Annotated in this window: 16 protein-coding genes and 1 pseudogene; 4 read left to right on the top strand and 13 right to left on the bottom strand. The window is 70.8% G+C overall.

Annotation, left to right across the window (positions count from 1 at the left end):
- Window positions 1-50 precede the first annotated feature (50 nt).
- On the bottom strand, window positions 51-764 hold the full coding sequence (locus ACFZB9_RS22065) for a hypothetical protein (protein WP_391449587.1): 714 nt from the start codon (window positions 762-764) through the stop codon (window positions 51-53).
- A gap of 465 nt (window positions 765-1,229) precedes the next feature.
- Here ACFZB9_RS22065 and ACFZB9_RS22060 point away from each other — a divergent pair, with 465 nt between their 5' ends.
- Window positions 1,230-1,835 (top strand): GNAT family N-acetyltransferase, encoded by a 606-nt coding sequence (locus ACFZB9_RS22060; RefSeq protein WP_391449585.1) that lies wholly within the window; start codon window positions 1,230-1,232, stop codon window positions 1,833-1,835.
- Between the two features lie 37 nt (window positions 1,836-1,872).
- On the opposite strand, the gene ACFZB9_RS22055 is transcribed toward ACFZB9_RS22060, so the two are convergent.
- The 8 genes and pseudogenes from ACFZB9_RS22055 to ACFZB9_RS22020 form a co-directional block, all read right to left on the bottom strand.
- Window positions 1,873-3,162 carry a threonine/serine exporter family protein gene (locus ACFZB9_RS22055; RefSeq protein ID WP_391449583.1) on the bottom strand — a complete coding sequence of 430 codons (1,290 nt, stop codon included), beginning with the start codon at window positions 3,160-3,162 and terminating at the stop codon, window positions 1,873-1,875.
- A gap of 132 nt (window positions 3,163-3,294) precedes the next feature.
- Window positions 3,295-4,281, bottom strand: coding sequence for a chitinase (locus ACFZB9_RS22050; protein WP_391449957.1), 987 nt, complete (start codon window positions 4,279-4,281; stop codon window positions 3,295-3,297).
- 162 nt (window positions 4,282-4,443) lie between these two features.
- Window positions 4,444-5,076 (bottom strand): annotated as a pseudogene (locus ACFZB9_RS22045) (carbohydrate binding domain-containing protein); the annotation flags it as partial.
- A gap of 855 nt (window positions 5,077-5,931) precedes the next feature.
- Entirely contained in the window at window positions 5,932-7,614 is a 1,683-nt protein-coding gene (locus tag ACFZB9_RS22040) for a beta-1,3-glucanase family protein (RefSeq protein WP_391449581.1), read from the bottom strand.
- Between the two features lie 150 nt (window positions 7,615-7,764).
- The gene (locus tag ACFZB9_RS22035; protein WP_391449579.1) at window positions 7,765-9,261 is read right to left on the bottom strand and encodes an FAD-dependent monooxygenase; all 1,497 of its coding nucleotides are present in this window, start codon (window positions 9,259-9,261) and stop codon (window positions 7,765-7,767) included.
- Window positions 9,258-9,833: a TetR/AcrR family transcriptional regulator gene (locus ACFZB9_RS22030; RefSeq protein WP_391449578.1), complete on the bottom strand. Its 576-nt coding sequence runs from the start codon at window positions 9,831-9,833 to the stop codon at window positions 9,258-9,260. The genes ACFZB9_RS22035 and ACFZB9_RS22030 overlap by 4 nt, the downstream gene beginning before the upstream one ends.
- Window positions 9,834-9,916: 83 nt before the next feature.
- Window positions 9,917-11,389, bottom strand: a complete 1,473-nt coding sequence (locus tag ACFZB9_RS22025) for a glycosyltransferase family 39 protein (protein WP_391449576.1) — start codon at window positions 11,387-11,389, stop codon at window positions 9,917-9,919.
- A 736-nt stretch (window positions 11,390-12,125) separates the two neighbouring features.
- A complete protein-coding gene (locus ACFZB9_RS22020) occupies window positions 12,126-13,097 on the bottom strand; it encodes an ArsR/SmtB family transcription factor (protein ID WP_391449574.1) in 972 nt (323 codons plus the stop codon).
- A 243-nt stretch (window positions 13,098-13,340) separates the two neighbouring features.
- On the opposite strand from ACFZB9_RS22020, the gene ACFZB9_RS22015 reads away from it, so the two are divergent.
- Both ACFZB9_RS22015 and ACFZB9_RS22010 read left to right on the top strand, forming a co-directional pair.
- The gene (locus tag ACFZB9_RS22015) at window positions 13,341-13,802 is read left to right on the top strand and encodes a hypothetical protein (RefSeq protein WP_391449572.1); all 462 of its coding nucleotides are present in this window, start codon (window positions 13,341-13,343) and stop codon (window positions 13,800-13,802) included.
- Window positions 13,803-14,067: 265 nt separating this feature from the next.
- The gene (locus ACFZB9_RS22010; RefSeq protein ID WP_391449570.1) at window positions 14,068-14,604 is read left to right on the top strand and encodes a GNAT family N-acetyltransferase; all 537 of its coding nucleotides are present in this window, start codon (window positions 14,068-14,070) and stop codon (window positions 14,602-14,604) included.
- Between the two features lie 141 nt (window positions 14,605-14,745).
- Here the strand turns inward: ACFZB9_RS22010 and ACFZB9_RS22005 are convergent, their stop codons facing one another.
- From ACFZB9_RS22005 to ACFZB9_RS21995, 3 genes are read right to left on the bottom strand one after another with little or no spacing between them, the layout of a single operon-like run.
- Window positions 14,746-15,411: a dihydrofolate reductase family protein gene (locus ACFZB9_RS22005; RefSeq protein WP_391449567.1), complete on the bottom strand. Its 666-nt coding sequence runs from the start codon at window positions 15,409-15,411 to the stop codon at window positions 14,746-14,748.
- Window positions 15,411-15,917 carry an SRPBCC family protein gene (locus tag ACFZB9_RS22000; protein ID WP_391449565.1) on the bottom strand — a complete coding sequence of 169 codons (507 nt, stop codon included), beginning with the start codon at window positions 15,915-15,917 and terminating at the stop codon, window positions 15,411-15,413. Before ACFZB9_RS22000 ends, ACFZB9_RS22005 begins: the two co-directional genes overlap by 1 nt.
- 3 nt (window positions 15,918-15,920) lie before the next feature.
- Complete coding sequence (locus ACFZB9_RS21995; protein WP_391449563.1) at window positions 15,921-16,262, bottom strand: ArsR/SmtB family transcription factor; 342 nt, start codon at window positions 16,260-16,262, stop codon at window positions 15,921-15,923.
- Between the two features lie 221 nt (window positions 16,263-16,483).
- Here ACFZB9_RS21995 and ACFZB9_RS21990 point away from each other — a divergent pair, with 221 nt between their 5' ends.
- The gene (locus ACFZB9_RS21990) at window positions 16,484-16,690 is read left to right on the top strand and encodes a hypothetical protein (RefSeq protein WP_391449561.1); all 207 of its coding nucleotides are present in this window, start codon (window positions 16,484-16,486) and stop codon (window positions 16,688-16,690) included.
- Window positions 16,691-16,775: 85 nt separating this feature from the next.
- Here ACFZB9_RS21990 and ACFZB9_RS21985 read toward each other — a convergent pair whose 3' ends face one another.
- A complete protein-coding gene (locus tag ACFZB9_RS21985; protein ID WP_391449559.1) occupies window positions 16,776-17,714 on the bottom strand; it encodes a hypothetical protein in 939 nt (312 codons plus the stop codon).
- Between the last annotated feature and the right edge of the window lie 96 nt (window positions 17,715-17,810).

Below are 17,810 nucleotides of genomic sequence, written 5' to 3'. Positions count from 1 at the left end.
CGGCGGAAGGACGCCCCGCCCCGAGCCCGGCCCGTCGGGCCGAACCGGTGTCAGTTGGTCAGCCGGTTGGTGCCGTAGTGCTGGATCAGCGCCTGGTTGGCGCCGAGGTCGAGGTCGGCGGTGAACTTCAGCGAGTCCCGGATCTGCGTCAGGGAGATCGCCGAGGCCGGGACGCCGCCGAGGCTGTAGGTGAAGGACTGGCCCGGCGAGACCTGCCGCTGCGCCAGGGGCACGTCGTGGAAGTCGAGCCGGGCGATGTAGAAGGACGTCCCGTCGCCGCGCGGCACCTCCAGGTAGTCCTGCTGGGGGTGACCGTACTGCTGGGTGGCGGTGTAGCCGTGGTTGTCCGAGCCGGACGGGGCACGGAAGACCAGCACGGCGCAGTCGGTGGACAGCACCTCGTTGCCGGTGTTGGTGAAGACGAAGTTCCAGTTGCCGTAGTACTCGTTGCCGCTGAAATTGACGGACTCCGACAGGCCCACGTTGCTGGTGAACTGGGTTGTCAGCGGCTCACTGAGCACCGGGTTGGCGCCGCTCAGCGGGTAGTTGACACCATTGGCGCAACGCTCCAGCGGGGCACTGTACTGGGACGGCTGGCCGGTGGGGACGGCCTGGGTGTAGGTGGCCGGGCCCGCGCTCACCGCGGTCGTGGTGTTGGCGTCGGCACTGGCGGGGCTGCCGCCGGCGAACGCGGCGATACCGGTGAGCAGGAGGACGGTGCCGAGTGCGGCGCCCAACCCCTTCTTCGCGGACTGTCTGTGCATGGTGGATCGATCCCTTCGGTCGCGAACGAGAGCGAACGACGACCCACGGCGTGGTGCCACGGAGCGAAGGCCGCACCGGGGCCGCGGCGCGACGGCCGCGACCCGGAACTGCCTTGCTGCGCACCGGCTCGGAGCAGTGGGGGAACGCGGAGACGGCACGCCTTGGAACACCCGCCGGGGGCTCGCCTGTACGGTGGCACTCACTCCTTGCACGCGTCAAGGGTCTGTACCATTGAGGTCCAGACCATTGGGTCCAGACCTCTCCAGTGGGACAGGCGACTCCCCGGGGAGGCCGGATTCCCGACAGCTTCCTCAGGGATTCCATACGTTGCCCCGAAGGGCGATTGGCGGCCGCCCGACGGCCGGTGGCCGGTGGCCGGTGGCCGGCTCACGCGTCAATCGAACGTCTACTCGCGACTGATCAACTCTGGATACCGTTTCGACCGAGACCTTCGGAGGACCATCATGATCGACACCACCACACGGGGTGGACGTCCGCCCGCGACACTGCCGGTCCTGGAGACCGCCCTCGTCCGCCTGCGGGACCACCGCGCCGACGACCTCGATGCCATGCGCCTGGTCTGGAGCGACGCGGACGCGATGCGCCACCTCTCCACCGGCGTCATGGACGACGCCCGGATCCGGCGCAGGCTGGACGAGGCCATGGCGACCGCCGCCGCGACGCCGCGTCACCACTACCAGCTGGCAGCGTGCCTCCAGGGCGACGATCGCCCCATCGGCGGCATCCGCCTCGACGTCGAGGATGCCACCACCGGCTACGCCGGCGTCCTCACCATGGCCCGGCACCTGCGCGGCTCCGGGTGCGCGCCCGACATCGGCCGGCTCATGCTCAAGCTCGCCTTCGCCGAACTCGGCCTCACCCGGGTGCGGAGCATGACGTCCCTGGAGAACACCGACGCGGTCCGCGCGATCACCCGCTTCGGCTTCACCCCCACCGGCGAGACCGAGCGCTACTTCGCCGAGGCCGACACCACCATGCGCCTGTTGACGATGGAGATCTCCGTGGACACCTGGCGCACCATGCCCGGCTCGGCCGGCCCGGGCGCATGACCGGTGAGCCGGCCCGGGCGCATGACCGGTGAGGCGGTCAGGACGGCCGTCGAGGCTCTGTCAGGGTGATGGCCGGCAGTGGGATCCGGCTGACCACCGACCCGATCAGGGTGCCGATCGCAACCCCGAAGACGGCGGAGGCGGCCGTGACCAGGGAGTGGGTGGCGTTGCCCACCTCGATCTGGGCGCTGTGCAGCAGACCGAAGGAACCGGGGACCACGATCCAGAACGCGGGGAGGTAGGCCACGCGCCAGGCCGGGCCGCCCGGCAGCCAGTGCGCGACGGTGGCCGCCGCCGCGGCGGTGACCGCACCGGCCAGTCCGCCGACCGCCGGGCCGTCCGAGGTGCCGACGGCGATCTGCACCGTGGCGGTCACCGCGACCACGGCGACGATCCAGACGATGGCCCGTGGCGGCACGTGCACGTTGATCACGATTCCCAGGACGGCCAGGGCGACCCCGAGGGAGACCACCCACCAGCTCGCCGCCGGAACCGGGACGTCGGCAAGAACAGCCGTCGGCGTGCCGGCCGCCGCGGTGGCCGCCACCACCCCGGTCAGGAAGAGGGCGAGCTGCACCGTCCCGGACACCAGCCTGGCCGCTCCGGCACTGGCGGCACCGGCGGCTATCTCCGACAGCCCGGTCACCAGGAGGCTCCCGGGCAGCAGGATCGCCAACGTCGCCACGATCGTGCGCAACGGGCCCTCCAGCAACGAGGCCCGGGCGGCCAGCAGCACCAGCAGCGCCACCAGGAAGCCGGCCGTGACCGGCAACAGCGGTCGCAGCAACGGCACTCTGCGCGCCAGCATGGACAGCCCCGCCACGATGAGCGAACCGAACCCGGCAGCCACGACGTTCGCCGCCACCGGCTGCAGGTAGAGGCAGATCCCCACCCCGACCGGTAGCACGCCCAGGTCCGCGACCCAGGCCGGCCACCGTGCGGGCACCCGGCGGATCCCCTCCAGGGCGGTCAGCGCCCCGGCGCCGTCGAGCTCGCCGACGCGCACGCGCTGCACCACGTCGAGGACCTCCGCCGTCTGCTCGAACCGCAGCGCCGCGCCGACCGGCTCGAACGCGGTCCCCTCGTCCGGGTGCAGTGCGATGAACAGCCCGGTCGTGAGGGCGGCGACCCGGACCTGCGGAGCTCCCAGCGCCCGCCCCAGGGCGGACAGTTCCTCCTCGACGTCGTGCACGGGCACGCCGCCGCTGAGCAGTGCCGCACCCAGTTCGAGCAACAGGCGCCGACGCGGATCAGCGGGAGCGGAGGAGCAGGCGGAGCAGGCGGACGGGCCGGCGGAAGGATGGGGGTGTGGTGGTGCGCTGAGCATGGCGCATATCGTCCCATTCGTGGAGTCCGAGCCATGAGGCGGTCCCCCCGTTACCGCACGGTGGTGACCTCCTCCGGCTCGGCCGGCCGCCCATCGGGGCAGCCGGCCGAGCAGCGGGGAGTCAGTGGGACGTCATCGGCCCTGGAGGGACTTGACGTTGTCGCCGAAGGTCCAGCCCAGTGAGCCGTCCCAGTTGACCGACCACGTCATGAGCCCCTTCAGCGAACCGCCGAAGGCGCTCCACGCCTGGCCGACCAGGCTCGGCGCCAGGTAACCGCCACCCGCGCCGGGCTGGGCCGGCAGGCCGGGCACCTGCTTGTCGTAGGGCACCTTGATGGTGGTGCCCTGGATGGTCAGGCCGTTGTTCAGGCAGGTGGTCTGCGCGGTGAAGCCCTGCACGGTACCGGCCTCGTAGGAGTCGCCCGAGCAGCCGTACATGCTGCCGTTGTAGTACTGCATGTTCAGCCACCACAGTTGCCCGTTGTCGGCGTACTTCTTGATGATCGGCAGGTAGGCGCCCCAGATCGACCCGTAGGTGACGCTTCCGCCGGTGACGTACGCGGTTTCCGGGGCCATCGTCAGGCCGAAGCCCGCGGGCATCTGGGACAGCACGCCGTCGATGATCCGCTCCAGGTTGGCCTGGGAGGCGGACAGCGTGTTGATGTCGCCGCTCCCGGCGAGGCCGGTCTCGATGTCGATGTCGATTCCGTCGAAGTTGTACTCCTTGAGGATCGGGACGATGGTCGCCACGAACCGGTCGGCGACGGCGCTGGAGCTCAGGTCGATGCCGGCGGAGGCCCCGCCGATCGACATCAGGATCGTCGCCCCGGCGGCCTTGGCCTGGCACATCTCGGCGGGGGTCGCGACCTTGACGTTGGTGTCCATGCCGTCCTGCCACTCGGCGGTGCCGTCGGACAGGATCACCGGGAAGGCGGCGTTGATGACGTTGTAGCCGTGCGCGGCAATACGACTGTCCGTGATGGGGACCCAGCCCATACCGGGGTGGACACCGTTCGCGGCGCCGTCCCAGTTCTCCCAGTATCCCTGCAGGACCTTGCCCGACGGCCTGGGCTTCGTGGGACAGGTGCCGCCGGTGGGCGGTGTGGTCGTCGGCGGCACGGTGGTGGGCGGCGCCGTGGTGGGCGGCACGGTCGTCGGCGGCGTGGTCGTCGGAGGCGCCGTGGTGGGCGGCGCCGTGGTGGGCGTGGGGCTGCTGCCGCCGGGGCCGGCGAGTGACACGTCGTCCGCGTCGTACGCGGGCTGCCCGTACCAGCCGTGCAGGTAGACGGTCACCGAGGTGGTGTCCGGCCCCGTGGTGAAGGCGACGCTCAGCTGGCTGTACGACGGGCTGCTCGCCGTCCAGGTGGACGGGGCACTGGTGAGGCCGGTGCCGGTGGCACCCAGGTAGACGTAACTTCCCTGGACGTAAGCACTCAGCGTGTACGGGGAGTTGGGCTGCACGCTGACGGTCTGGGAGCACTGAGCGGTGTCCTGGCCGGTCGGCGTGGCCTGAAGCGCCCAGGCGCCGGAGTGGACCGGACTGCTCACGGTCGTGCCGGAGCCGCCGGAGCAGGTCCAGCCGGAGAGTCCGTTCTCGAATCCGGGGTTGGTCACCAGGTTGGTGGTGGCGGCCCCGGCCGTCACCGAGCCCGCCACGACGACACCGGTTCCGATGACGGCGGCGGCGCTCACCCCGGCGAGAGAGCGCCTCAGGACGCTCGGTCCCAGCTCGGCGCGGCTGGTCCGGTTCACCTGCGATGCGCGCTCCAGGGCCGCCTGCTGACGGCGCGGAACTCGGAGCGGCCCGATCCCGCCCCGGTCGCCGGCCCGGTCGCCGTCCAGGCGGCGGCCGGGATCCGGACAGGGGCGGACATCGCCTGACAGACGTGGAGTACGCGGCCTCCGACGGAACATACTGGGCTCCCTTCCCGCCGAGCGCCATGGACATGACCGACGCGTGGGGGCGTGACGCCCGGCTCTGGGTGAGGTGGGGACATGTGGGGCTGTGCCGGACCGGATCGTAGGAGCGACGGCAGAGCTCGTCAATAGGTCTGGACCACTACGAGGGGTGCGGCCCGGTCGGGCAAGGGTGCTCCGCAGGAGTGCCGCCCGAGAATCGGATCAGGCGGCGAAGCAGGCGACCCCACCGTGAAGCGCGCCCACTGACCCGCCGCCTTGGGAATCAGCCCCGCTGCCGGCGGCGGCTGCCCAGCCAGACCCTGCACGGGGACCCGCGCCGGGCACCTCGTCGGCGGTCTACCTCACTTGAAGCGGCGGGGACTTGAAACGTAGCGTCAGCCACCGCGTCAGCCCCCGACCCTACTCAGCCGGCCGCGGGTCGCAGGTCCGTCAGCCTTGGTAGCCCTGGGTCTCAGGGCAATTCGATGAGTGGTAGCTGCCAGATCCCCACACTGCGATGTTGCTCGCGTCGTAGATGACGAAGTTGCCATCAGCCTGGACGACCGCGTGATGTCCGCGCGGTGCGGTCTGCGACACCCAGGTGGTGTGATCCCACACGCTTCCGTCCGTGCGCCACACGGACAGGTTGCCGTTCGTCTCGAAATCGGCGTGCGAGTAGCCGGGGGCCCACGTGCTGGTGCCAGTCGCGCACGTAGACCGCACCGGGGCCCGCCATCCGTCCCACGTCCTGGAGAACCTCATCGAACGCGCGCCCGCCCCTCGTCTCGCCTGCCGCCCCGAACGGCCCACGATACGGAACGCGGCGGTGGTCAAGGCCGGCCACGGCCACCTGACGAAGTGCCTCAGGCCTCAGGTGGCGGAGAAGGTGAACCAGTGGACGTTGACGAAGTCGGAGGTCGAGCCGATGAAGGTCAGGTAGACGTCGTGCACCCCCGTGGCGGTGCCCGTCAGGTTCGTCGGGACGGTCTCCCAGGACTGCCAGCCACCGGTGTCGGCGAGGTCGATCTCGGCGATCTTGGTTCCGGTCGGACTGTCCAGCCGCACCTCGACCCCGCCGCTGATCCCGGCCGCCGCGCCGCAGGCCAGGCGGGCCAGGAACTGCCGGGGTGAGGTCGCACCGAAGTCGAGGCCGGTGTAGCCGAGCCAGCACCCGGCCTGGATCCAGCCGACGTCCTGGCCGCCCCCGGTGTCCGAACACGCCTCCGTCCGGGTGCCGTTGTGGGAGGTGTAGGACGACGCCTGGACCGTGCCGTAGGCGCTGACCGTCGAGCCGCCGCCACCCCCGCCGCCACCGGACCCGCCGGACCCGCCGCCGAAGGTGACGGTCCATGAGGTGGGCGCCGGGTCCTGGAGGTGCCCGTCGACCGGCGCGCTGCCCGTCGGGCCCACGTCGTCGTAGGGGAACGCGTACCCGATGCTGGCGTTGGCGTGCACCAGGCGGGCGTAGTGGTTGGTGATCGCGTTCTGGTAGTACTGACCTGCCGTCACCCCGCTGGGCTGCTGGGTGCCGCCGGAGAGCAGCAGCGTGCTGCGGTTGAGCGCGGCGGACAGGCGGGCGGCGACCGCGCCGCGGGCGTCGCCGCCGGAGTTGTAGAGCGGACCGCTGGCGCAGCTGAAGATGTCGTCCGTGCTCGGTTCGGTGAACGCCACCTCATCGGCGTTCAGGCCGGTGAAGGTGAGGACGCCGTTGCTGACCGTGCCGCTGAACGAGCCGAAGGCCGGGTTCTGGGTGTCGATGGTCAGCGGCGTGGACTGGAAGCGGGACCAGACCTGGTCCACGTAGGGGCTGAAGTAGCTGCCGAAGGAGACCGGCGAGTGGGTGGGGGCGAGCACGCGCAGGACGGTTCCGCTGCCGTCCTTCACCACCAGCTGGTCCCAGGGCGCACCGTCGACGGCGTGTTGCGCGACCAGTCCGCTCGCGAGGGCGTCCAGGGCTCCGGCGGGCAGCGGGCTGACCTCCTGGCTGCCGGCCGCGCCGGTGCTCGCCATCGAGATGGCGGCGGCGACCAGGTCGACGTAGCTGATGTTGGCGTAGAGGTTGGCGGAGTTCCAGGTGAACTCGCAGAAGGACCAGTTGGTCGGCCAGTTGGGGTCACTGGTGCTGAACCCGGGCTCCACCAGGCCGGGCTGGCCACCACCCACTGCCGGGTTCACGAAGAACTGGATCTTGTTGCCGGCGCTGAACCAGACCCGGCCGCCGCTGATGTACTGCGACAGCGTGAGAGCCACGCCCGCGCCGCCCGAACTTCCCAGCGGTATGGAGAAGTCGGGCACGGGGGTCAGGTTGCCGGCAGGGTTGGCCAGCGCGTGGAACACGCCGTCGGGGCCGACGAACCCGGGGCGGTTCGAGCTGTCGGCGCCGGTGATGTAGGCGTAGACGGTGTCGCTGCCGGAGCTGTTGCGCAGCGTCAGCGGCAGGGTGGGGCCGGCCGCGGTGGCGACCACGTCGAGTTCGGATACGAGCAGTGGGGCACCGAGCAGGGCGGCGGTGACCGTCCCCGTGGCGGTGAGCAGCTTGCGACGCGAGATCATCTGGATGTCCCGTCCGGGCAGGAATGACGTGGGGGTCGGCGACGGAGGCCGACCGTCGCGGATGCTGCAGCGGCGTTCAATATGACCCGGTGGCCCAGACCAGTCAAGTACAAGAACTGAAGATGTTTCAGGGAACTCGTCGGCCATGGCTCAATTGCTTGAAGTGTCATGCACGCTGAGGGCAGGTGAGGGTACGGTGGGGACATGGTCGGCCTCGCTGCCGTCGCCGGTGACCCGTTCCAGGTAGTCGCGCACGGTGTCGGCCCGGTCGCTGACCACGCCGACGTACCCGTCGGGGCGCACCAGCACCAGGGCGTCGCCGTCCACGTCGTAGCCCTCGGACTTCGCGGCCCGGTGCACCCGGACGCCCCTGCCGAACTCGCCCTCCGGGCGGCGGCCGAAGGCCAGCAGGGTGAAGTGCGTACCGCGGAACAGGTCGAACAGCCGGGTGCCGTCCGCGAGCAGCCCGTCCGGCGCGCGATCGCCGGCCCGCAACCGGCCGGGTGTGCGCCGCTCCTCGACGGCGAGCGGGCCGCCGCGGTAGTTGACGTCCAGCTGGTGCACCGCGACCGGCTCGCTGGAGCTCTGGAAGTTCAGCCGGTGCAGCCGGGTGCTGACGCCGAGCACGTTCGCGGCCACCGGCATCCGCTCCGCCTCGTAGCTGTCCAACAGCTCATCAGGTGCTCCGGACAGCACCGCGGCCAGCTTCCAGCCGAGGTTGTAGGCGTCCTGCACGCTGGTGTTCATCCCCTGGCCGCTGGCCCCGGAGTGCACGTGCGCCGCGTCGCCCGCCAGCAGCACCCGGCCGACCCGGTAGCGGTCGACCATCCGCACGTTGACCCGGTAGAGCGAGATCCAGCGCAGGCCGTGCAGGCGCAGGTCGTCGCGGCCCGAGCGCTCGCGCAGCAGCCGGTTCATCTCCTCCAGCGTCAGGGCCGGCACCTGCTCGCTCGCCATGGTGGCCACGAACTGGTAGTACTCACCGCCGGGCAGGTTCCACAGCGAGAACCGCTCGCCGACGTCGCCGGCCCTGGTGAACATGTGGCAGAACACGCCCTCCAGGCCGTCCGCGCGCGCGTCCCCGATGATCGTGCGCTCGGTCTCGAGCGTCTCGCCCGCGAAGCCGACACCGAGCGCCTTGCGCAGTCGGCTGCGGCCGCCGTCGCAGCCGATCAGGTGACTGGCCCGGATCGGGCCGGCCGAGGTGTGCACGGTGACGCCGTCCTCGTCCTGGTCGAAGCCGGTCACCTCGGTGTCGAACTCGACCTGGCCGCCGAGTTCGCGCAGCCGCTCGAAGAGGATCTCGTCGGTGCGCCACTGGGGCAGCAACAGGATCTCGGGGTAGGGGATCTCGGCACTGTGCTGCGGCAGTTGGACGCCGAGCAGCTCGCCGGCGGTCCGCTCGGAGACGACGTCGTGCCCGGCGTACAGACGGAACTTCGGGAACGGCATGCCGTCGGCGAGCATCCGGTCGAGCACGCCGAGGTCGCGGAAGACCTCCTGGGTGCGCGGCGAGATGCCCTTGCCGCGTGAGCCCTCGAAGAGCGTGGGCGCCTTCTCCAGCACACGACAGGCAACGCCACGGCGGGCGAGTTCGCAGGCCAGCGTGATCCCGGTCGGGCCGGCGCCGGCTATCACCACGGTCATGATCGGTCTCCTCCACGGGTGAGCAGTACGAGCAGCACGTCGTCCACGAGCCGGTCGACGAAGGCGTCGTCGAGGGCGTCGCCGAGTTGCAGCTGGCGCAGGATCATCGCCTCGGCGACGTCGTGCACCAGGTCGCCGTCGAAGCCGGCCGGCAACTCACCACGAGCGACCGCCCGTTGCAGGGGTTCGCGCCAGGGCGAGAGGTCGTCGTCGGCCAGGTGTGCCTCGATCAACGCGGCCAGCTCCTGGTCCTCGCGCATCGCCTCGGCCAGTTCGTGGTAGGCCTTCGGCGGCAGTTGGGCGGCCTTGGCGCGCAGCATCCGCAGGACCGCGACGAGGTCGCCGCGCAGCGAGCCGGTGTCGGCCACCCTGTCGTTGAAGTCCTGGTCCTGCGCGTCGAGAGCGGCCTTGACCAGCTCCGCCTTGTTGCGCCAGCGCCGGTAGATGGTCGTCTTGCTGGCGTGTGCCCTGGCCGCGACGGCATCCATCGTCAACGCGTGGTAGCCCACTTCGGCGAGCAGCTCCGTCGCGGCCGCGAGGATCGCGTCCACCCGTGGTTGACCTCGAACCATGACCATCTCCCATGTGTACGGTACTCGTATCGTACACCTCAGACGGTCCGTGCCCCGGACTCGCGGCGCGGATCGTGCTCGGGTCATCCGTTGAGGCAGTAAGCGGTGATGCGCGCCCCGGTGACGTCGACGGTGGGGCCGCAGGCATGGAAGGAGTCGCGCAGCGTCGAGCTCTTGGCCCTCTCCCCCGCGGCGCCGGCGGGGGGTTCGCCGGCGGGGTCGTGGACGACGACGATGCGGGAGAACGCCCGCATGCGGGTGGGGATGTCCCGGGCGGGGAGTTCGACGCCGTCCAGCGTGTCGGAGGAGACCGGGTCCTGTGCGAGGGCGAGGTCGGTCAGGCCCCGGGTGTCCCGGGGGTCGGCCGCGGTCCACACGCGATGCCCCGTCGGGATGAACAGCAGGCCGTCGCCCGGGTGGGCGGCCTGCCGTACGGCGTGCCCCACGGCGGTGGCGTCGTCGTGCCGGCTCTGGGGCGTACGCAGATGGAGGGCGACCAGCGCCAGCACCGCCACCGTCGCCAGCACTGCCACCGCCGCCCCCACAACCCACGCGGCCCGCGCGCTCCGGCCGGGCCGCGGTCGCGAGGCCCACAGGCGGTCGAGTTCGACGCCGAGAAGCAGCGCGAATCCGATGGTGCAGTAGAGGACATAGCGGTCGACGAACAGCGGTTGGACGACGGCGGCCGTGAGCAGGAGCAGGCCCGGCAGGAGCAGAACCGGCAGCGCGAGGGCGGACAGGCGCGACAGCTCCCTCCCCCGGATCTGGTGGCGGGCGCACCACAGGCCCACCAGTGCCATGGCGGTCACGCCCAGCAGCTGCAAGGGGTCCGGCCAGCCGATCCACGCCACCTGTCCGGCCTGGCGCCGGCTGAGGACGACGAGCGGCAGCAGGCCGGCCACCACGCACCCCGCGGCCACGGCCCATGCGCGGATCACCGCCCGCGGGCACCCGAGGAGCACGAGAGCGATCCCGTGTGCCGGGACGACCAGTACGGCGAGTTCGTGACACATGGCCGCACCCCAGAGCAGCACCGCGTAGCCGGCCCACCGCCGCCCTGTCGATCGGTCGGTTGCATGCAGCAGCAGGCAGGTGGACCAGGTCACCAGGGCGCAGACGATCGCGTACGAGCGCCCCTCCTGCGCGTACCGCTGCACCAAGGGGATCAAGGGAAAGACCAGGCCGGCCAGGAGACCGGCGCGAGGGCCGGCCAGGCGACGCCCCAGCAGCGCGACACCGCCCGCCGCCAGCGACATGGCGACCACCGAGGGCAGTCTCAGGGCGACCGGTCCACCGTCCCAGAGGCAGAAGAGCACATGCATGAGCAGGTAGTAGACGCCGTGCACCATGTCCACGTGCTGGACCGTGCGCCAGATCTGAGACGCACTGCGGTGGGCCACTTCACAGGTGACGGCCTCATCGCCCCACATGCTGTTCTGACGACGTATCCCCCACAACCCCAGGGCCAGGGTCACCAGCATCGGCGGCAGCATGATCGTGCCGCCCCGCACGGGCGTCGAGGCCCGCAGTCCCGGGGCCGTAGGAACGATGACCATCACACCCACACCCAACGGACGCAGGGGTGGGCGGCGGGCACGGGGGCGGCTGCCTGTATCGACATGTCATCTCCGGAGGTACGGGGAGGAGGTTCGGTGACTGCCTCCCATCCTCGATACGCCGAACTGGCGAACCGTCGGCCTCAGGGCGTGACCGAGGCGTCTGCCGAAAGTCGGAGCCGGGGACGCGCGTACTCCTCGGGGCGGACGGCCGTCTCTGTCCTCCGACAGAGACGAGAGCCGAGAGCCGACAGCCGGTGCGCGGGGCCACTGCCCAGGACAACAGCCCCGTGCGGTAGGCGAGGACCACTGCCCGGCCCCGGCTACGCCTTGCCCGATGACGCCCGGTGCGTGGAACCGAGCGAGGCCGCACCCGGGCCGATGCGGTCCACGATCGGAGCGGCGATGCCCCCGTGTGCCTCGCGATTCCCGCACAACGACAGCGGCCGCACCAACCATCGGCCCGTCGCCAGAACCCGACGCACAGCTACGAGCTCGCGGTGCGCGGGGCGCTGCTGTCCGTCGTGCGACACCTGGCGCCGCTGGGTGAGACGTGGTCATCCTGTCGGGTTCTCGTTTCCCGGGAGCTTGTGCATGCCGTCGGTGGTCGGACTGCTGAAACAGCACGAGCGCGCTGCCCGTCATCGTGCGGACGGGCTACGGGACCCGCCCGGTCCACGAGGCGCCGAACCAGGGCGACCAGCGCGACCAGGGCGGCCAGAGGGCATACGGGTCGTCACGCTGGGGATCGGCCCGCCGCACAGATTGCGGAGTCTGTGGCGGGCCGCCCGGGGCTGTACAGCAACAAGTCGTGTCCGAGCAGGGTGAGGGCATGGCGGACCTGCCGCCCCTCGCGCTCCGTGCTGATCACCCCGGCTACTCGCAGAGCGGTGGCATGAGCGGACGCGCTCGCCGGGCTGAGGCCAAGACGCTCGCTCAGCTCCGTGGTGGTGCACGGGCCCAGGCTGATCGCGCGAAGGGCACGGGCGCGGGTCGATCCCACCAGACCAGCCAGACCGTCCGCCCCAGGGGCAGAGGCGTACTCGGCCCGACGGACAGGGATCGGGTACATCATCGCCGCCGCAGCGCGGTGTTCCGCTGGGCTGGCCGCGATGGAGGTCAGGAAGATGTTGGGGCGTAGCTCCAATCCCCGCCCGCCCAGGGCGAAGCTGTGGGCCCAACCGGGCGCGGCGAGCCGCAGGACACCGTCCGTTTGCCAGCTCGCCTGCGGGTGGAGCTGGGCCAGCATGGCGCCTGTTCCAGCCTCGCCGACGGCGCGCGAGTGGTGAGCGACGTCGGCTTCCAGCAGGCGCTGGATGTCCGGCCAGTCAGGAATGAGGCAACTGCGGAACAGGGCCCAGGCACCCTCGGCGATCTGCCGCAGCCGACGGGTGCCGCCCTCGCGCAACTCTCGGACGATGCGCGGTAGCTCCGGACCGTCACCGTAGAAGGCGAGGTCCTGGCGGATGCGGCTCTCGGGCACAGCAATCATGGCGTCGAGCTCGTCGGCGAGCCGCCGGTGCCCGGACTCGGCATCGGCGCAGAGGAAATCGGGGACACCCTCGAAACTGGCGTTGACCAGATCCAGCAGGCAGTCAGCCTGCCGCGGCACGTTCTGCCGCACCCTGCGCCACCAGCGATCACGCCTGATCGAAGCACTGACGCAGTGATGCCCCGCCCCGGCGACGCCGCTGAGTAGCTGGTCCATCGGCGAGACGCTGAACCTGGTGCTCGCCACATCCGATACACCGAATCCTAGTTCGAGCATGGATCCACCCCAGACGCTGCTTCTCCCGACGTGACAGGACGATCATGCCGCCTGTCGTACGGGTTCGGGCGGATTCGCAACTATTCGGTCCTGATTGAACAGCTCGCGGAACGCATGCTCCCGCTGTGACCATCTCGGCACACGCTTCGCCATATTCCACCCCTCAACAGGAGAGGCACCACCTTGCGCCTGCCCACACGCACTTCGTTCCGCCGACTTGTCGGACTCTCCGCCGCCACGATGGCGCTGGCCGGCGGCACCACGATGGCCTCTGGCGGCACAGCCAACGCGGCCCCCGGGGACAACGTCTGCCGCTACGCGTCGGTCAACGTTGCCACCTTCAACATCCTGCCGTGCGTCTACCAGGACAGCAGCGGCTACGTGCACGGGAAGGCCATCGCCACCGGCGGCTCGACCGAAGCCTACCTGCACGTGCAGATCGGCTACCGGTGCGACGGTGGATCGGTCAACTGGGTTCCTGGGACGGACACTTCCCTGCGCATCGGGGCGGGCGGCGGCACCCTGTACACCGTGCCCACCGACGGCATCGGCACGCTCAATGGCTGCCAGTACTTCTCGAAGACCTGGATCTTCGACAACGATACGGCCTACGGGGACGTCGAGGCCGGCCCGATCTACACCTGACCGCTGATCAACTCACGGGGAATTGTTCGACGGTGGAACAGGAGGCGCCAGGACTGCGTGTTGCAGGCCCGGCGCCTCGTCCTACCAAACGGCCGCCACCCTCGTCCCACTCCTTATGGCTCGACATGCGCCCGCCGCACCGGGACCGCGGCCGGGGCAACCCCGCCGCCGGGGCGCGGCCCGAGGTGTGGGAGGGTCAGAGGCCGTTGCCCACACCGGCCATGCGACGTCGAACCAGGTGGCCGAGAGGATCAGGAGCCGTTCCGTGCCCGATGAGATCACCCTGCGCCCCGTCACCGCCGACGATCTCGATCTGTTCGAGCAGGAGTTCAGCGGGCCGCAGGGCGCCGGCCCCTACCAGTGGTTCGGCTTCCACTCACCGGCCGGCCTGCGCCGCCGCTTCGCGGACACCGGCCTGCTCGGCCCCGACGGCGGGGTACTCTCCGTCGCCGAGAAGGGCGTGACGGTGGGCCGGGTCGAATGGTTCCCCGCCAGCTGGGGACGACCCGACACGTCCGCCTGCTGGACCCTGGCGATCGGCCTGATACCCGCCGCGCACGGCCGGGGCATCGGCACCCGGGCCCAGCGACTGCTGGCCGAGTACCTCTTCGACCACACCAGGGCCGAGCGGATCCAGGCCTGGACGGACCAGGCCAACCTCGCCGAACAGCGCGCACTGGAGAAGGCAGGCTTCGTCAGGGAAGGCGTGCTGCGCTCCGCGCAGTGGCGCGGCGGGCAGTGGCACGACCAGGTGATCTTCTCCATGCTCCGCGCGGAGCTTTCCGACGGCGAAGCGAGGTGAGGTCAGGTGAGGCGAGGTGAGGTGAGCAGGAGACGCTGACCGACCCGACGATCCTCGGCCGGCCAAGGCCGGCCGACCCCCACGCGGCACACCGTCAGCCGCTGTAGGTGCTCGCGTCGCCAGGGTGGAGTGGTGGCGCGGCTACCGTGGGTGCACGGCGTAGGTCAGGTGTGTCACCCGCGACGACGACTCCGAACGGATCGGCTCCAGCGCGACCCTGGACGCGTCCACGCCGTCGAACAGGCGGGTGCCGGAGCCGAACAGCACGGGTGCCAGCGCGATCGAGAACTCGTCGATCAGGCCGGCGTTCAGGTGCTCCAGGATCGTCGCGCCGCCGCCGGCGATGCGGACGTCGCGGTCGCCGGCGGCCTCGCGGGCCCGGTCGAGGGCGTGCTCGATGCCGTCGTTGACGAAGTGGAACGTGGTCCCACCCGGCCGCTCCCAGGGGTCACGCTTGGTGTGCGTCACGACGAACACCGGGGTGTGGAACGGCGCCTCCTCCGGCCAGCTCTGCTCGCCGAGGTCGAACATGCGCTTGCCCATGACGCTCGCGCCGGTGCGCTCGAACGTCTCCCGCGCGATGTCGTTGTCGCGCCCTTCCTCGCCGCCCTCGCCGAGCTTCAGTCTCTCCCGGAAGTACCGCAGCGGGAAGATCCACTGCTGCAGTTCCATCCACTGCGCCATCCAGCGCTGGACCTGCGGGTCGCCCTGCCTCTCGGGTGCGAAGAGGTCCTCACCGGGCGCGGACTCGGGCGCGATGAACCCGTCCAGCGACATCGACACGCTGAAGAACACCTTCCCGGCCATCAGCCCTCAGCTCCCTTCCGAAGGGTCTCGGTGACGTAGGCAGCCAGGTTGCTCAGGGTCTGCCGGCCGCCCTCGATCGCGTGGTACTTCTCGACCGCCTCGTCGCGCAGTTCCTTGGTGGGGAACACCGTGCGCATCTCGATCCGGGTCGCCGCGCCGTCCGGCGCGAAGGTCAGGACCGACTCGAAGGCGTTCGGGTCGTCGCGGGACTCACCGTGCAGCAGCGCGATCCGCTCCGGCGGGGCGATCCGCAGCCAGCGGATCCACTCGGAGTAGTCGGTTCCGTCCGGCCCGTGCAGCACGAAGTCCCACTCCCCGCCCTCGCGGAACTCGAAGGACCGCGTGGTGGTGGTGAACCCCTCCGGCCCCCACCACCGCGACAGGTGCCGGATCTCGGTGAACGCCTCGAACACCAGCTCCCGTGGGGCGCCGATGACCCGGGAGATCACGATCTCCCGGTCTGCCGTCGCCGGCTCCGCCCGCGTTTCCTGCCTTGCCGCTGCCATCGGTCATTCCTCCTGCCGTGTCTGCTTGAGGTCCTGCACGTAGGTGTCCAGCCGGTCGAAGCTCTCGTTCCAGAACCGCTCGAATCCGCCGACCCAGTCGTGGACCGGTCGCAGCCCGCGGGCGTCCAGGCCGTAGAGGCGCTGCTTGCCTGCCTTGCGGTCCCGCACCAGCCCGACCTCCCGGAGCACCCGCAGGTGTTTGGACGCCCCCGGCTGGGTCATCCCCAGCTCCTGGGCCAACTCGGTCACCGGCCGCTCACCCGCCCGCAGCAGCGCCAGGATGTCCCGGCGCTGCGGCTCGGCTATCGCGTTGAAGACGTCCGATGTCGTCGCTGCTCGTGCCATAACACCGATCATATGCCCATATCGGCATGCGTCAAGCCGAAGGGAATCAAGCGGGTCCTGTCGGATGACGACGGTGGAGATGGCAGTGCGTGGCGGCCCACCGCGGTGTCCGACCGAGCCTCGTTCCGACTCCTCCGCATGCGGATCCTCACACGGTGAGTGGATCGAACGTGTGAGACACATTCGAGAACGTACTGGTCAGGGGCCGGTACGGTTCCTCCGTGACCGCTCCTGCTCGGACCGACGATGAGATCGTCGCGGGGATCCGCGAATTCGCCCGCGCCAACCGCCTCCCCCGGCCCGCACCCGCGAAGGCCGCGGACGCGTTCGAGGCCCTCACCGGGTTTCCGATGCAGCCGCTGCTGCGGAGGATCTACTGCGAGGCGGCCAACGGCGGCTTCGGTCCTACGCTGTGCAGATGCTCATGAGCCTCGCGTAGCTCGGTCCGCGTGCCCCCGGGCAGGACGACACCGGACCAACACCGGACCGGCCCGGATCAGCCCGTACCGGCGTTCACCGGAGGGCCTGCTGTGCGAGGGCGAGCTGGTGCTGCTCGCTCGCGCGGTCGTGGTCGAGCTGGGCCTGGTGCAGCCGGATCTGCTGCTGCTGGTAGGCGGCGTCGACTCCGTACCAGATGCCGATCAGGTTGGTCCGCCGCTTGCAGCCGGTGTCGGCCGTCGCGGTCGCGATCTCCAACCGCCCGGGGGTGGAGGACTGTTGCCACCGCGGGTCGTTGTAGGCGTCGACCGGCGTGGCGTAGGTGTAACCCTCGGCCTTCATGCAGGCGGACCAGGCGGCGAAGGCGGCCTTGACCCGCGGATCGGCAGTGGCCTGGGTGTAGCTCATGCTGTTGATCTGCCCGGCGAGTTGGGACGATCCCAGGGGATCGGTGCCGGCCAGCTGTCGCTGGGCCTCGCCGTGGCACCCGCCCGCGGGGGCGCCGTGGCCCGTCCCGGTCAGGGCCGCTCGCTCGGGAGCGGGCAGGTCGGCCGGCAGCGGCGTGCGGGGCTGTGGCTGCTGGTCCGGGTCGGCGGGAGAGTGGTAGCCCTCCACCGCGGCCGTGGCCGGGTCGGCCGGGCCGTAGCGGCGCGGGACCTCGCTGCCGCTGCGCTGGTGGGCCAGCTCCGGTGGGGCCTGGAAGTCGAACCCCTGCCGCTTCATGCAGCCACCGGCGACGACCCAGACCGCGTGCTCGAGGTGGGCGTCCTGCGCCGGGGTCAGCAGGTAGTCCTCGATGGGCAGTCGCAGGGCGGACAGGTCGCTCGGGGCGGCCGTGGCGGTGACCGGAGCGGCCGGCCCCGGGGTGACCAGCGATCCGGCCGGCGCGGTGTCGACGGCGTGCCCGTGCGGGCCGGCACAGCCGCTCGCCAGGCCGGCGAGGGCCGCCAGGACGGCTGCGGTGAGGGTCAGGGCCGGGTGGCTCGCCGATCGGCGAATGAGGTTGGGAGGCATAGCGGTTGACGCCTTCGCTCGCTCGCTGGCTGACTGGCTGACTGGCGGGGCTGTGGCCGACCGGCCCGCGATGCGGGCAGGCCGGCCACGGTCAAG

The sequence above is a fragment of the Kitasatospora sp. NPDC008050 genome (assembly GCF_042957465.1).
In the GTDB taxonomy this organism is placed as follows: Bacteria; Actinomycetota; Actinomycetes; order Streptomycetales; family Streptomycetaceae; genus Kitasatospora.
Note: the sequence above shows the minus strand (reverse complement) of the source record. Positions and strands in the feature narration are given on the sequence as shown.

Excerpts from the sequence above, each read along its gene's own strand:
- ACFZB9_RS22065 (WP_391449587.1), bottom strand. The coding sequence starts at position 764 with ATGCACAGACAGTCCGCGAAGAAGGGGTTGGGCGCCGCACTCGGCACC.
- ACFZB9_RS22060 (WP_391449585.1), top strand. The coding sequence starts at position 1,230 with ATGATCGACACCACCACACGGGGTGGACGTCCGCCCGCGACACTGCCG.
- ACFZB9_RS22055 (WP_391449583.1), bottom strand. The coding sequence starts at position 3,162 with ATGCTCAGCGCACCACCACACCCCCATCCTTCCGCCGGCCCGTCCGCC.
- ACFZB9_RS22040 (WP_391449581.1), bottom strand. The coding sequence starts at position 7,614 with ATGATCTCGCGTCGCAAGCTGCTCACCGCCACGGGGACGGTCACCGCC.
- ACFZB9_RS22035 (WP_391449579.1), bottom strand. The coding sequence starts at position 9,261 with ATGACCGTGGTGATAGCCGGCGCCGGCCCGACCGGGATCACGCTGGCC.
- ACFZB9_RS22030 (WP_391449578.1), bottom strand. The coding sequence starts at position 9,833 with ATGGTTCGAGGTCAACCACGGGTGGACGCGATCCTCGCGGCCGCGACG.
- ACFZB9_RS22025 (WP_391449576.1), bottom strand. The coding sequence starts at position 11,389 with ATGGTCATCGTTCCTACGGCCCCGGGACTGCGGGCCTCGACGCCCGTG.
- ACFZB9_RS22020 (WP_391449574.1), bottom strand. The coding sequence starts at position 13,097 with ATGGACCAGCTACTCAGCGGCGTCGCCGGGGCGGGGCATCACTGCGTC.
- ACFZB9_RS22005 (WP_391449567.1), bottom strand. The coding sequence starts at position 15,411 with ATGGCCGGGAAGGTGTTCTTCAGCGTGTCGATGTCGCTGGACGGGTTC.
- ACFZB9_RS22000 (WP_391449565.1), bottom strand. The coding sequence starts at position 15,917 with ATGGCAGCGGCAAGGCAGGAAACGCGGGCGGAGCCGGCGACGGCAGAC.
- ACFZB9_RS21995 (WP_391449563.1), bottom strand. The coding sequence starts at position 16,262 with ATGGCACGAGCAGCGACGACATCGGACGTCTTCAACGCGATAGCCGAG.
- ACFZB9_RS21985 (WP_391449559.1), bottom strand. The coding sequence starts at position 17,714 with ATGCCTCCCAACCTCATTCGCCGATCGGCGAGCCACCCGGCCCTGACC.